Genomic DNA, 14,849 nt, shown 5'->3' on the forward strand with positions numbered 1-14,849 from the left:
AAAGGATGAAACCGTTTCGCTTAGCCGCGCTCTCTCTTGCGCTGCTCACCACGTTTACGCTTGTCGGCTGTGATAACAGCGACGATAAAACTCAGGCTGCGGCTCCCGCGGCATCCACCGCATCCACACCGAAAGCTGCAGAAAAGCCCAATGCTGAAACGCTGGCTAAACTGGCTGCCCAGACTCAGGGAAAAGCGCTGACGTTGCTGGATACCTCAGAAGTTCAGCTCGACGGTGCCGCCACGCTGGTGCTGACCTTTTCTGTTCCGCTGAATCCCGATCAGGATTTCGCCAAAACGGTGCATGTCGTGGACAAGAAAAGCGGCAAGGTTGACGGGGCGTGGGAACTTGCGCCTAACCTGAAAGAGCTTCGCCTGCGTCATCTGGAGCCTAACCGCAACCTGGTCGTCACCGTTGAACGTGACCTGCAGGCGCTGAACAAGGCGACGTTCGGCATTGATTATGAAAAAGCCCTGACCACCCGGGACATTGAACCCACCGTTGGTTTTGCCAGCCGCGGCTCGCTGCTGCCGGGCAAGGTGGTGGAAGGTCTGCCGGTGATGGCGCTCAACGTCAACAATGTTGATGTCAACTTTTACCGCGTGAAGCCGGAATCGCTGGCCTCCCTTGTCAGCCAGTGGGAGTACCGTAACTCGCTGACCAACTGGGAATCCGATAACCTGCTGAAGATGGCGGAGCTGGTTTACACCGGTCGATTCGATCTTAATCCGGCGCGCAACACGCGCGAAAAATTGCTGTTGCCCCTGAAGGATATTAAACCGCTCCAGCAGTCTGGCGTTTATATCGCGGTCATGAACCAGGCTGGACACTACAACTACAGCAACGCCGCAACGCTCTTTACCCTAAGCGATATTGGCCTGTCCGCTCACCGTTACCATAACCGCCTGGATATTTTCACTCAGAGTCTGGAAAACGGTGCGGCGCAGTCCGGCGTGACCGTCACGCTGCTGAACGATAAAGGCCAGACTCTCGCCGAGGCGAAGAGCGATGCCGACGGTCATGCGAAGCTTGAAACGGACAAAGAAGCCGCGCTGATTCTGGCGAGCAAAGACGGCCAGACCACGCTGCTTGACCTCAAGCTTCCGGCGCTGGATCTGGCGGAGTTCGATATTGCCGGTAGCCCCGGCTACAGCAAGCAATTCTTCATGTTTGGCCCGCGCGATCTCTATCGTCCAGGTGAAACGGTGATCCTCAACGGCTTACTGCGCGACAGTGACGGTAAGCCGCTTCCCGATCAGCCCGTGAAGCTTGACGTGCTGCGCCCGGATGGACAGGTCGCGCGTACGATTGTCGTCAAGCCAGAGAACGGGCTCTATCGCTTTAACTATCCGCTGGACAGTGGAGCGCAGACCGGTATGTGGCATATCCGTGCCAACACGGGCGATAACCTGCAGCGCCTGTGGGACTTCCACGTCGAAGACTTCATGCCCGAGCGTATGGCATTGAACCTGAGCGGACAAAAATCGCCGGTTCCACCGCAGGATAACGTGGACTTTAACGTGGTGGGCTATTACCTGTATGGCGCACCGGCCAACGGTAATTCTCTGCAGGGCCAGCTTTTCCTGCGTCCGCTGCGTGACGCGGTGGCTGCGCTGCCGGGCTTCCAGTTTGGCGATATCGCTGAGGAGAACCTGAGCCGCAGTCTGGATGAAGTACAGCTTACGCTGGATGAGCAGGGGCGTGGGCAGGTAACCACCGAAAGCCAGTGGAAAGAGGTCCACTCTCCGCTACAGCTGATCCTGCAGGCCAGCCTGCTGGAGTCGGGCGGCCGTCCGGTGACGCGTCGCGCTGAGCAGGCCATCTGGCCAGCGGCTGAGCTGCCGGGTATCCGCCCTCAGTTCGCCAGTAAAGCCGTTTACGACTACCGCACCGATACCACCGTCAACCAACCGATTGTTGACGAGAACGGCAACGCCAGCTTCGACATCGTTTATGCCGATGCCAGCGGAGCGAAAAAGGCGGTTTCCGGTTTACAGGTACGCCTGATCCGTGAGCGCCGCGACTACTTCTGGAACTGGTCTGAGAGCGAAGGCTGGCAGTCTCAGTTCGATCAGAAAGATCTGGTTGAAGGCGAGCAGGAGCTGACTCTCAAGGCCGACGAGACGGGTAAAGTCACCTTCCCGGTGGAGTGGGGCTCATACCGTCTGGAGGTTAAAGCGCCTGATGAGATGGTCAGCAGCGTGCGCTTCTGGGCAGGCTACAGCTGGCAGGATAACAGCGACGGCAACGGGGCTGCACGTCCTGACCGCGTGACGCTGAAACTGGATAAGCCAGCCTATCAGCCAGGCGATACCATTAACCTGCACATTGCAGCGCCGGCAGCAGGTAAGGGCTATGCGATGATCGAGTCCAGCGAAGGGCCGCTGTGGTGGAAAGAGATCGACGTACCGGCAAACGGGCTTGATCTCGCTATCCCGGTCGACAAATCCTGGAAACGTCACGATCTCTACCTGAGTACGCTGGTGGTTCGTCCTGGGGATAAATCGAAATCCGCCACGCCGAAACGCGCGGTCGGCCTGCTGCATCTGCCGATGGGCGATGAAAATCGTCGTCTGAACATTGCGCTCGATAACCCGCAGAAAATGCGTCCAAACCAGACGCTCTCTGTGAAGGTGAAAGCCAGCGTGAAAGAGGGTGCGGTTCCGCAGAAAGTGAACGTCCTGGTCTCGGCGGTTGACAGCGGCGTGCTGAACATCACCGATTACGTTACGCCCGATCCGTGGCAGGCTTTCTTCGGTCAGAAACGCTACGGCGCGGATATCTACGATATCTACGGCCAGGTCATCGAAGGGCAGGGCCGCCTGGCCGCGCTGCGCTTTGGTGGTGACGGTGATGAGCTGAAGCGCGGCGGTAAGCCGCCGGTGAACCACGTCACCATTATTGCCCAGCAGGCACAGCCGGTTACGCTGGATGCCAACGGAGAAGGCACGATTACGCTGCCGATTGGTGACTTCAACGGCGAGCTGCGTCTGATGGCGCAGGCCTGGACGGAAGACGATTTTGGCAGCAGCGAAAGCAAGGTTGTGGTGGCTGCGCCGGTCATTACCGAGCTTAACACGCCGCGCTTCCTGGCAAGCGGGGACACCTCACGGCTGACGCTGGATCTCACCAACCTGACGGACAAGCCGCAAACGCTTAACGTCGCCCTGACCGCGACAGGAAAACTGTCGCTGGAAGGCGGCCAGCCGCAGCCGGTTCAGTTGTCTCCTGGCGCGCGCAGTACCCTGTTTATTCCGGTGCGTGCGCTGGAGGGTTATGGTGACGGTGAGGTGACAGCACAGGTTACGGGCCTACAGCTTCCGGGCGAGACTTTCGCACCGCAGCAGAAGAGCTGGAAAATCGGCGTGCGTCCGGCATTCCCGGCGCAGACGGTGAATACCGGTACCATGCTGAACCCCGGCGAGTCCTGGACCGCACCGGCGCAACATAGTAACGGTTTCTCTCCTGCTACCCTGCAGGGGCAACTGCTGCTGAGCGGCAAACCACCGCTTAACCTGGCGCGCTATATTCGCGAACTGCAGGCGTACCCGTATGGCTGCCTGGAACAGACCACCAGTGGCCTGTTCCCGTCGCTCTACACCAACGCGGCGCAGCTGACTGCACTTGGCATCAAGGGCGACACCGATGACAAGCGCCGTGCAGCGATTGATATTGGCATCTCCCGTCTGCTGCAGATGCAGCGTGAAGACGGTGGTTTTGCGCTGTGGGATAAAAACGGTCCGGAAGAGTACTGGCTGACGGCCTACGTGACCGACTTCCTGGTGCGCGCGGGCGAGCAGGGTTACAGCGTACCCGTCGATGCGGTGAATAACGCCAATAACCGCCTGCTGCGCTACCTGCAGGATCCGGGCATGATGTCCATTCGCTACAGCGACGATACTCAGGCCAGCAAGTTTGCCGTGCAGGCCTATGCCGCGCTGGTGCTGGCACGTCAGCAAAAAGCGCCGCTGGGCGCGCTGCGTGAAATCTGGGAGCGCCACGGGCAGGCGGTTTCCGGGCTGCCGCTGATGCAGCTGGGCATGGCGCTCAAACTGATGGGCGATGCGCCGCGCAGCCAGCAGGCGCTGGATCTGGCGCTCAAAACCCCGCGCAACGACAGCAAAAACTGGGTGGCCGATTACGGCAGCCAGCTTCGCGATAACGCGCTGATGCTCTCTCTTCTGGAGGAGTACAAGCTGCTGCCTGATGCGCAAAATACGCTGCTGAATGCCCTGTCTGAACAGGCCTTCAGCCAGCGCTGGCTGTCAACGCAGGAGAGCAATGCGCTGTTCCTGGCCGGACGCTCGCTGCAAACCCTGTCTGGTGCGTGGCAGGCGAAAACTTCGCTGTCTGAGACCGCATCAGGCGGCGATAAGTCACTGGTGCAAAACGTGAGCGGCGACCAGCTTGGCGCGCTGCAGGTGACTAACACCGGTACAGCGCCGCTGTGGGTACGCCTGGACAGCACCGGTTATCCGGAATATGCCCCTCAGCCGAGCGCGAACGTGCTGCAGGTGGAGCGTCATATCCTGGCAACCGACGGCAGCAGTAAATCGCTCTCTTCGCTGAAGAGCGGCGAACTGGTGCTGGTGTGGCTGGACGTTAAAGCCAGCCAGAACGTGCCGGATGCGCTGGTGGTGGATCTGCTCCCTGCGGGTCTGGAGCTCGAAAACCAGAACCTGGCGAGCAGCAGCGCCAGCCTGCAGGACAGCGGCAGTGAGGTACAGAACCTGCTCAGCCAGATGCAGCAGGCGGACATTCAGCATATGGAATTCCGTGACGACCGCTTTGTGGCTGCCGTGCCGGTAAACGAAGGTCAGCCGGTCACGCTGGTCTATCTGGCCCGTGCCGTGACGCCGGGAACCTATCAGGTGCCGGTCCCGATGGTGGAGTCTATGTACGTTCCGCAGTGGCGGGCAACGGGGGCGGCCAGCGGCCCGCTGATTGTTGTTCCGTAATATGCAAATGGCACGTCTGACACGCTCCCGCTGGCTATGGCTGGCGGGAGCGCTTCTCATTTTATGGGGGCTGATTGTCGCCGCCGACCGCCTGTGGCCGTTGCCTCTGAAAGAGGTTAATCCCGCCCGGGTGGTGGTAGATGAGAAGGGCACGCCGCTCTGGCGTTTTGCCGATAGCGACGGGATCTGGCGCTACCCGGTTACCATTGAAGAGGTCTCTCCCCGCTACCTTGAGGCGCTGATCCAGTATGAAGATCGCTGGTTCTGGGATCACCCAGGCGTAAACCCGCTCTCTGTCCTGCGCGCTGCCTGGCAGGATCTCAGTTCTGGTAAAGTCGTCTCTGGTGGAAGCACGCTCACCATGCAGGTGGCACGCCTGCTGGACCCGCATCCGCGCACCTTTGGCGGCAAAGTTCGTCAGCTCTGGCGGGCGATGCAGCTGGAGTGGCATCTTTCCAAACGCGACATTCTCACCCTTTACCTCAACCGCGCTCCGTTTGGCGGCACGCTGCAGGGCGTCGGGGCGGCAAGCTGGACCTATCTCGGCAAACAGCCGTCGCAGCTCAGCTATTCCGAAGCGGCGCTGCTGGCGGTACTGCCGCAGGCACCCAGCCGCTTGCGTCCGGACCGCTGGCCTGAACGGGCCGAGGCGGCGCGCAACAAAGTGCTCGACCGCATGGTAACGCAGGGCGTCTGGTCCGCGAAGCAGGTTAAAGAATCACGGGAAGAATCGGTATGGCTGGCGCCCCGACAGATGCCGCAGCTGGCGCCGCTCTTTGCGCGCATGATGCTCGGCAAAAGCCGCGACGCAAAAATTGTCACCACGCTGGATGCCGGACTGCAGCGGCAGCTGGAAGAGCTGGCGATGAACTGGAAATCTCGCCTGCCGGCACGCAGCTCGCTGGCGATGATCGTCGTGGATCACACCGATATGAAAGTGCGCGGCTGGGTCGGCTCGGTGGATATTAACGATGACACGCGTTTTAGCCACGTGGATATGGTCAATGCGATCCGATCCCCAGGATCGGTATTAAAGCCCTTTATTTACGGTATGGCGCTGGACGATGGCCTGATCCATCCCGCCTCTCTTCTCCAGGACGTTCCCAGAAAAACCGGTGATTATCGCCCCGGGAATTTTGACAGTGGGTTCCACGGACCGGTCAGCATGAGTGAAGCGCTGGTGCGCTCCCTCAACCTGCCCGCGGTACAGGTACTGGAAGCCTACGGGCCAAAACGTTTTGCCGGGATGTTGAGCAACGCAGGCTTGCCGCTGATCCTGCCTGCGGGGGCGCAGCCAAATCTGTCCCTGATCCTCGGAGGGGCAGGCGCCCGGCTGGCCGATATCGCCGCGGCCTACAGCGCGTTTGCCCGACACGGTAAGGCGGGGAGGCTGCGGTTACAGCCGGGCGATCCGCTCATTGAACGTCCGCTGCTGTCGCAAGGCTCGGCGTGGATTATTCGCCGTATTCTGGCGAACGAGGCGCAGCCGCTGCCGGATAATGCATTACCGCAGATCGCGCCGCTGGCATGGAAAACCGGCACCAGCTACGGCTACCGTGATGCATGGGCTATTGGTCTTAATGCCCGCTACGTAATAGGCATCTGGACAGGCCGACCGGACGGCACGCCCGTAGCGGGGCAGTTTGGTTTCGCCAGCGCAGTTCCACTCTTAAATCAGGTCAATAACCTGCTTCAGTCACGCTCAACGGTAGACGAAGCCCGCCTGCCGCGCGACCCGCGTCCGGAGAGCGTCGGGCGGGGCGTGATCTGCTGGCCGGGCGGCCAGTCGCTGCCGGAAGGAAGTGAAAACTGTCGGCGTCGCCTGTCGACCTGGCTGCTGGAAGGGAGTGAACCGCCCACGCTGCTATTGCCCGAACAGGAAGGGATACGCGGCATTCGTTTCCCGGTCTGGCTGGATAAAACGGGTAAACGCGTGGCGGCAGATTGCCCTGATGCAACTGAAAAAGTCCTGGATGTCTGGCCGCTGCCGCTGGAGCCGTGGCTGCCGGCAACCGAGCGTCGCGCGGTACGGGTCCCTCCTTCCTCAACCACCTGTCCTCCGCTATCGCAGGACGCACCTGCGCCACTCATCCTGACAGGCGTGCGTGAAGGGGCCGTCATCAAACGTCTGCCGGGGGAATCCCGCGTTTCGCTGCCGCTTCAGGCGACCGGCAATAGCGGCGAGCGCTGGTGGTTTTTGAACGGTGAACCGCTGAATGTGAAGGGAAGAGTTTACACATTACAGCTTGATAAATCGGGCGATTATCAGTTACTCGTTATGGATGAGACCGGTCAGGTCGCGACGGTGAATTTTACGTTGCAGTGACCTGAAAATAGCTTTCTGATGTGAGCTGTTGCTAAAACTCGTCTTATTTTAAAAAAATGTTACCTGAATCCATAGGCAATGGCGCTATTGCTCATTATAATCCGCGCCACACCATACTCAGGTATGCAAAACAACAGAACATTGACAGAGGTTATCATGGCTATTGAACGTACTTTTTCCATCATCAAACCAAACGCGGTGGCAAAAAACGTTATTGGCAGCATCTTCGCTCGCTTTGAATCTGCAGGGTTCAAAATTGTTGGCACCAAAATGCTGCACCTGACCGTTGAGCAGGCTCGCGGTTTCTACGCTGAGCACGAAGGTCGCCCATTCTTTGACGGCCTGGTTGAGTTCATGACCTCCGGTCCAATCGTGGTATCCGTGCTGGAAGGCGAAAACGCAGTACAGCGTCACCGTGACCTGCTGGGCGCAACCAACCCGGACAACGCGCTGGCAGGTACTCTGCGCGCTGACTACGCAGACAGCTTCACCGAGAACGGTACCCACGGCTCTGACTCTGTTGAATCTGCTGCACGCGAAATCGCTTTCTTCTTCGCAGAAGGCGAAGTGTGTCCACGCACCCGTTAATTTAACGGTTTCGTTTACACATTATTTTCGTAAATGCCGCGTCCAGACGTGGCATCCCTGCGCCAGACTTTGTACAATGCAACGCCCCGGACGAGCAGACTGCTTTCCGGGGCGTTTCTATTCAACCCTCCATGGGCCATAACGTGTAACAACGAGGCCGGAAAATATTATGTCTGAATTAGTTAATACCTCCGAAGTCGCCATTCCTGCGGTTCCCAATAAAAATGGAAAAATCAACCTGCTGGATCTGAACCGTCAGCAGATGCGCGAGTTCTTTAAAGAGATGGGCGAAAAGCCGTTTCGTGCCGATCAGGTCATGAAGTGGATGTACCATTACTGCAGCGACAATTTTGATGACATGACTGACATCAACAAGGTCCTGCGCAACAAGCTCAAGGAAGTGGCTGAAATCCGCGCACCGGAAGTGGTGGAAGAGCAGCGCTCAGCGGATGGCACCATCAAATGGGCGATTGCGGTAGGCGATCAGCGCGTTGAGACCGTCTACATCCCGGAAGAAGACCGCGCCACGCTGTGTGTCTCCTCTCAGGTAGGCTGTGCGCTGGAGTGCAAATTCTGCTCAACCGCGCAGCAAGGCTTTAACCGTAATCTGCGGGTGTCAGAAATTATCGGCCAGGTCTGGCGTGCCGCGAAAATCGTCGGTGCGGCAAAAGTAACCGGTACGCGTCCTATCACCAACGTGGTGATGATGGGGATGGGTGAGCCGCTGCTGAACCTGACCAACGTCGTTCCGGCGATGGAAATCATGCTGGATGACTTCGGTTTTGGTCTGTCCAAGCGTCGCGTCACGCTGTCTACCTCTGGCGTTGTGCCTGCGCTGGACAAGCTGGGCGATATGATTGACGTTGCGCTGGCGATCTCCCTGCATGCACCAAACGACGAAATTCGTGACGAAATTGTGCCGATCAACAAAAAGTACAATATCGAAACCTTCCTCGCTGCGGTGCGTCGCTATCTGGAGAAATCCAACGCCAACCAGGGCCGCGTCACCATCGAGTACGTGATGCTTGACCACGTTAACGACGGTACCGAACATGCGCATCAGCTTGCTGAACTGCTGAAAGATACGCCATGCAAAATCAACCTGATCCCATGGAACCCGTTCCCGGGCGCGCCGTATGGCCGTAGCTCGAACAGCCGTATCGACCGTTTTTCCAAGGTGCTGATGGAGTATGGTTTCACCACCATCGTGCGTAAAACCCGTGGTGATGACATTGATGCAGCATGCGGACAGCTGGCAGGTGATGTTATTGACCGTACCAAACGTACCCTGCGTAAACGCATGCAGGGCGAGACGATCGCGGTTAAAGCTGTTTGATTATTATGCACTCACGGCGCATTATCTGCGCCGTGAAGCCTGGTCTTACTGAATAATCAGTCAGATTCGTGATGACTGAACAATAATTACGGTGCGTTTCATCCGACTTTCGGGCAGTATGTAACGACGTAACAACAGTTTAGCCGTACGGGCAGGGCTGTACTGTCATCTCCGGGCTGACAGTCTTATACTCTCTGTTCAAGGTTAACTGACCAGAAGTTTCGCGGTGCGGGTGGCATTGTGACTCACCGGCACCTGAACCCTTATTTTTCACGTACCAGTAGTTGTAGCGAATGAATACTGAAGCCACTCACGACCAACATGAAGCACTCTCCACTGGCGTTCGTCTTCGCAACGCCCGTGAACAACTCGGACTCAGCCAGCAAGCCGTTGCGGAACGCTTGTGCCTGAAGGTTTCCACGGTTCGCGATATTGAAGAAGATAAGGCACCTGCCGATCTGGCTTCAACGTTCTTGCGCGGTTATATCCGCTCTTACGCAAAACTGGTCCATATCCCCGAAAATGAATTACTGCCAATGATGGAGAAGCAGGCACCGGTCCGTGCAGCAAAAGTTGCGCCGATGCAGACCTTCTCCCTGGGGAAACGTCGTAAAAAACGCGATGGCTGGCTGATGAGCTTTACCTGGCTGGTGCTGTTTGTGGTGATTGGCCTGACGGGCGCATGGTGGTGGCAAAACCACAAAGCCCAGCAGGAAGAGATCACCACCATGGCCGATCAATCCTCTGCTGAACTCAACCAGGCCGGAAGTGAGAATGCCCAGAACGTGCCGCTGAATAACGACGGTGCAGCGTCCTCAAGCGAGCCACAGACCGCAGCGCCAGACGCGTCGGCGACCGATGCAGCACAGGCTCCGTCAGCAACGGCTAACACCGCTGCGCCGCAGGCTCAGGATCAAAATGCGGTTGTTGCCCCTTCTCAGGCGAATGTTGATACTGCAGCGAACGTGCCTGCGGCTACTCAGCCTGCAGACAATAGCGCAGCGTCTCTGCCAACCAACCCGGCGGGTACGGCAACAGCAGCCGATCCCAACGCGCTGGTGATGAACTTCAGCGCCGACTGCTGGCTGGAAGTGACTGACGCGACAGGTAAAAAACTGTTCAGCGGCCTGCAGCGTAAAGATGGCACGTTAAACCTAACCGGCCAGGCTCCCTATAAACTTAAAATCGGCGCTCCGGCAGCGGTACAGATCCAGTATCAAGGAAAACCTGTCGACCTGAGCCGCTTTATCAGAACTAACCAGGTTGCACGTCTTACCGTTAATGCCGAACAATCAGCAGCACAGTAACAGACGGGCAACGCGGGAGATTTTTCATGCATAACCAGGCTCCGATTCAACGTAGAAAATCGAAACGGATTTACGTTGGGAATGTGCCAATCGGCGATGGGGCACCTATCGCCGTTCAGTCGATGACCAACACGCGCACTACCGATGTAGAAGCGACGGTCAATCAAATCAAAGCATTAGAACGTGTAGGCGCGGACATTGTTCGCGTTTCCGTGCCGACCATGGATGCCGCTGAGGCGTTCAAACTGATCAAACAGCAGGTCAGCGTTCCGCTGGTGGCTGATATCCACTTCGACTACCGCATCGCACTGAAAGTGGCCGAATACGGCGTTGATTGCCTGCGTATTAACCCGGGCAACATCGGTAACGAAGAGCGTATCCGCATGGTCGTGGACTGCGCCCGCGATAAAAATATTCCTATCCGTATCGGCGTTAACGCCGGTTCACTGGAAAAAGACCTGCAGGAAAAATACGGCGAGCCGACGCCACAGGCGCTGCTCGAATCCGCGATGCGTCATGTCGATCATCTCGATCGTCTTAACTTCGATCAGTTCAAAGTCAGCGTAAAAGCCTCCGACGTGTTCCTGGCGGTAGAGTCTTATCGTCTGCTGGCAAAGCAGATCGACCAGCCTCTGCACCTCGGGATCACCGAAGCGGGCGGCCTGCGCAGCGGCTCTGTAAAATCTGCGATCGGTCTGGGGCTGCTGCTCTCTGAAGGGATCGGTGACACCCTGCGCGTCTCGCTGGCGGCCGATCCGGTCGAAGAGATCAAAGTCGGTTTCGATATCCTGAAATCACTGCGTATTCGCGCGCGTGGGATCAACTTCATTGCCTGCCCAACCTGCTCGCGTCAGGAGTTTGATGTGATCGGGACGGTGAATGCCCTGGAGCAGCGCCTGGAAGACATTATCACCCCGATGGACGTCTCCATCATCGGCTGCGTGGTAAACGGTCCGGGTGAAGCACTGGTGTCAACTCTGGGCGTGACCGGCGGTAACAAGAAAAGTGGTCTCTATGAAGATGGCGTTCGTAAAGATCGTCTGGATAATAGCGACATGATCGACCAGCTTGAAGCCCGCATCCGCGCCAAAGCCGCCATGATGGACGAAACACAGCGTATCAGCGTTCAGCAGGTTGAAAAATAACGTGATGGGAAGCGTGCCGCTTCCCATGTATGATTGAACCCATTCTTTGGGTTTTTTTTGTATATAGAAAGAGAATAAACGTGGCAAAAAACATTCAAGCCATCCGCGGCATGAACGATTATCTGCCTGGCGAAACCGCCATCTGGCAGCGCATTGAAGGCACACTGAAGCAGGTGCTCGGCAGCTACGGTTACAGCGAAATCCGTTTGCCGATTGTAGAGCAGACCCCGTTATTCAAACGCGCGATCGGTGAAGTCACCGACGTGGTTGAAAAAGAGATGTACACCTTTGAGGACCGCAACGGCGACAGCCTGACCCTGCGTCCGGAAGGTACGGCGGGCTGCGTACGCGCCGGCATCGAACATGGTCTTCTGTACAATCAGGAGCAGCGCCTGTGGTATATCGGCCCGATGTTCCGCCACGAACGTCCTCAGAAAGGTCGTTATCGCCAGTTCAATCAGCTGGGGGTGGAAGTCTTTGGCCTGCAGGGCCCGGACATCGACGCTGAGCTAATTATGCTGACCGCCCGCTGGTGGCGCGCCCTCGGTATCGCCGATCACGTTTCCCTTGAGCTGAACTCTATCGGTTCTCTGGAAGCACGCGCTAACTACCGCGATGCGCTGGTGGCGTTCCTGGAACAGCATAAAGAGAAGCTGGACGAAGACTGCAAGCGTCGCATGTACAGTAACCCGCTGCGCGTTCTGGATTCCAAAAACGCGGATGTTCAGGCACTGCTGAACGATGCGCCTGCGCTGGGTGACTACCTGGATGAAGAATCTCGCGAACACTTCGCGGGCCTGTGCAAGCTGCTTGAAGCGGCAGGCATCGCCTATACCGTGAACCAGCGCCTGGTGCGCGGTCTGGACTACTACAACCGTACCGTGTTTGAGTGGGTGACCACCAGCCTCGGTTCTCAGGGCACCGTATGTGCGGGCGGCCGTTATGACGGTCTGGTTGAGCAGCTTGGCGGTCGCGCAGCCCCTGCTGTTGGCTTCGCGATGGGCCTTGAGCGACTTGTTTTGCTGGTTCAGGCAGTTAATCCGGAATTTAAAGCAGATTCCGTTGTCGATATATACCTGGTAGCTTCAGGCGCGGAAACGCAGTCTGCGGCAATGCAGCTTGCCGAACGCGTGCGCGATGCGCTGCCGGGCGTTAAGCTGATGACCAACCATGGCGGCGGCAACTTTAAAAAACAGTTTGCTCGTGCCGATAAGTGGGGCGCAAGTATTGCACTGGTGCTGGGCGAGTCCGAAGTGGCTAACGGCGAAGTGGTGGTGAAGGACCTGCGCTCTGGTGAGCAGACAACGGTAACGCAGGACGGCGTTGCGGCGCACTTGCGCACTCTATTGGGCTAAGGAGAAGGACTGCGTGGAAATTTACGAGAACGAACACGATCAGGTCGACGCGATTAAGCGCTTCTTTGTTGAAAACGGCAAAGCGCTGGTTGTTGGGGTTATTTTAGGTGTCGGTGCGCTGGTAGGCTGGCGTTACTGGAACAATCATCAGGCGGATTCCGCGCGCGGCGCGTCCCTGTCCTATGAAAATACCGTTAGCGCAATTCGTGCCGATCAGCCGCAAACGCTGACGGCGGCAGAAAAATTTGCGGCTGACAACAAAAACACCTACGGTGCACTGGCTGCGCTGGAAGTGGCTCAGCAGTACGTTGATAAGAACGAACTGGATAAAGCCGCTGCACAGCTCTCGCAGAGCCTTGCTGCGGCCAGCGATGAGAACCTGAAAGCGGTGATCAATCTGCGCCTGGCACGTATTCAGGTTCAGCAGAAAAAAGCTGACGATGCGCTGAAAACGCTTGATACCATCAAAGGCGAAGGTTTTGCTGCCATCGTTGCCGATCTGCGCGGTGAAGCACTGCTGAGCAAAGGTGACAAAGCGGGCGCGCGTAAAGCGTGGCAAGCTGGCGTAGAGAGCAATGCTTCACCTGCGCTGAGCGAAATGATGCAGATGAAAATAAATAATTTGTCCGTCTGAGAGGGACCCGATGCAATTGCGTAAATTACTTCTGCCAGGACTGCTTTCTGTTACGTTATTGAGTGGTTGTTCACTGTTCAGTGGCGAAGAAGACGTTGTGAAAATGTCCCCACTGCCGACGGTTGAAAACCAGTTTACCCCATCCACCGCGTGGGATGTCTCCGTGGGCAATGGGATTGGTGATTTCTATTCCAACCTTCATCCTGCGTATGCAGACAGCGTTGTCTATGCCGCTGACCGCAAAGGTACCGTGAAAGCGGTGAACGCCGATGACGGGAAGGAAGTATGGTCCGTTAACCTGGCGGAAAAAGACGGCTGGTTCTCCCGTAAACCTGCACTGCTGTCTGGCGGTCTGACCGTTGCCGGTGGCCATGTCTACGTGGGCAGCGAAAAAGCGCAGGTTTACGCGCTGAACAGCAGCGACGGTTCTATTGCCTGGCAAACAACCGTAGCGGGTGAATCCCTGTCTCGCCCGGTGGTGAGCGACGGCCTGGTGCTGATTCATACCAGCAACGGCCAGCTGCAGGCGCTGAACGAAGCTGACGGTCTGGTGAAATGGACCGTTAACCTGGATATGCCTGCGCTCTCTCTGCGCGGCGAATCCGCACCGGCTACCGCATTTGGTGCTGCCATTGTGGGCGGTGACAACGGTCGCGTGAGCGCAGTGCTGATGCAGCAGGGCCAGATGATCTGGCAGCAGCGTATCTCTCAGGCCACTGGCTCAACGGAAATTGACCGTCTGAGCGACGTAGACACAACGCCGGTCATCGTTAACGGTGTGGTTTACGCGCTGGCCTATAACGGCAACCTGACCGCGATGGATCTGCGCAGCGGCCAAATCATGTGGAAACGTGAGCTGGGCTCTGTGAACGATTTCATCGTTGAGGGCAACCGCATCTATATGGTTGACCAGAACGACCGTCTGCTGGCGCTGAGCACCGAAGGCGGCGTGACGCTGTGGACGCAAAGCGATCTGCTGCACCGTCTGCTGACTGCTCCGGCACTGTACAACGGTAGCCTGGTGGTTGGCGACAGCGAAGGGTATATGCACTGGATCGATCCGGATAACGGCCGCTTTGTTGCACAGCAAAAAGTCGACAGTTCTGGTTTCCTGACCGATCCGGTTGTGGCCGACGGCAAACTGCTGATTCAGGCAAAAGACGGCACGCTGTACGCGATCACGCGTTAATTACCCGGCGG

At 57.5% G+C, this 14,849-nt stretch carries 9 protein-coding genes; all 9 read left to right on the forward strand.

Annotation, left to right across the window (positions count from 1 at the left end):
• The first annotated feature begins 5 nt into the window (after positions 1-5).
• The 9 genes from HCH49_RS00305 (at position 6) to bamB (ending at position 14,838) form a co-directional block, all read left to right on the forward strand.
• Positions 6-4,958 (forward strand): alpha-2-macroglobulin, encoded by a 4,953-nt coding sequence (locus HCH49_RS00305; RefSeq protein WP_221701965.1) that lies wholly within the window; start codon positions 6-8, stop codon positions 4,956-4,958.
• A 1-nt stretch (position 4,959) separates the two neighbouring features.
• Positions 4,960-7,284, forward strand: a complete 2,325-nt coding sequence (gene pbpC, locus HCH49_RS00310) for a peptidoglycan glycosyltransferase PbpC (RefSeq protein ID WP_221701966.1) — start codon at positions 4,960-4,962, stop codon at positions 7,282-7,284.
• Between the two features lie 156 nt (positions 7,285-7,440).
• Positions 7,441-7,872 carry a nucleoside-diphosphate kinase gene (ndk, locus tag HCH49_RS00315; protein ID WP_003860625.1) on the forward strand — a complete coding sequence of 144 codons (432 nt, stop codon included), beginning with the start codon at positions 7,441-7,443 and terminating at the stop codon, positions 7,870-7,872.
• Between the two features lie 169 nt (positions 7,873-8,041).
• Positions 8,042-9,208, forward strand: coding sequence for a bifunctional tRNA (adenosine(37)-C2)-methyltransferase TrmG/ribosomal RNA large subunit methyltransferase RlmN (locus HCH49_RS00320; protein WP_014171168.1), 1,167 nt, complete (start codon positions 8,042-8,044; stop codon positions 9,206-9,208).
• A gap of 293 nt (positions 9,209-9,501) precedes the next feature.
• Positions 9,502-10,515: a cytoskeleton protein RodZ gene (gene rodZ / locus HCH49_RS00325; protein ID WP_033146213.1), complete on the forward strand. Its 1,014-nt coding sequence runs from the start codon at positions 9,502-9,504 to the stop codon at positions 10,513-10,515.
• A 26-nt stretch (positions 10,516-10,541) separates the two neighbouring features.
• Positions 10,542-11,660 (forward strand): flavodoxin-dependent (E)-4-hydroxy-3-methylbut-2-enyl-diphosphate synthase, encoded by a 1,119-nt coding sequence (gene ispG / locus HCH49_RS00330; RefSeq protein WP_023308814.1) that lies wholly within the window; start codon positions 10,542-10,544, stop codon positions 11,658-11,660.
• An 80-nt stretch (positions 11,661-11,740) separates the two neighbouring features.
• Entirely contained in the window at positions 11,741-13,015 is a 1,275-nt protein-coding gene (hisS, locus tag HCH49_RS00335; RefSeq protein WP_032622984.1) for a histidine--tRNA ligase, read from the forward strand.
• Positions 13,016-13,028: 13 nt separating this feature from the next.
• On the forward strand, positions 13,029-13,649 hold the full coding sequence (locus tag HCH49_RS00340; protein WP_033146211.1) for a YfgM family protein: 621 nt from the start codon (positions 13,029-13,031) through the stop codon (positions 13,647-13,649).
• A 10-nt stretch (positions 13,650-13,659) separates the two neighbouring features.
• Complete coding sequence (bamB, locus tag HCH49_RS00345; protein ID WP_032659420.1) at positions 13,660-14,838, forward strand: outer membrane protein assembly factor BamB; 1,179 nt, start codon at positions 13,660-13,662, stop codon at positions 14,836-14,838.
• Positions 14,839-14,849: the final 11 nt, after the last annotated feature.

The sequence above is a fragment of the Enterobacter sp. Y17 genome (genome assembly GCF_019730495.1).
Taxonomy (GTDB): Bacteria; Pseudomonadota; Gammaproteobacteria; order Enterobacterales; family Enterobacteriaceae; genus Enterobacter; species Enterobacter asburiae_B.

Bases quoted from the DNA above. Each gene is read 5' to 3' on its own strand.
- HCH49_RS00305 (WP_221701965.1), top strand. From the start codon at position 6: ATGAAACCGTTTCGCTTAGCCGCGCTCTCTCTTGCGCTGCTCACCACG.
- pbpC (WP_221701966.1), top strand. From the start codon at position 4,960: ATGCAAATGGCACGTCTGACACGCTCCCGCTGGCTATGGCTGGCGGGA.
- ndk (WP_003860625.1), top strand. From the start codon at position 7,441: ATGGCTATTGAACGTACTTTTTCCATCATCAAACCAAACGCGGTGGCA.
- HCH49_RS00320 (WP_014171168.1), top strand. From the start codon at position 8,042: ATGTCTGAATTAGTTAATACCTCCGAAGTCGCCATTCCTGCGGTTCCC.
- rodZ (WP_033146213.1), top strand. From the start codon at position 9,502: ATGAATACTGAAGCCACTCACGACCAACATGAAGCACTCTCCACTGGC.
- ispG (WP_023308814.1), top strand. From the start codon at position 10,542: ATGCATAACCAGGCTCCGATTCAACGTAGAAAATCGAAACGGATTTAC.
- bamB (WP_032659420.1), top strand. From the start codon at position 13,660: ATGCAATTGCGTAAATTACTTCTGCCAGGACTGCTTTCTGTTACGTTA.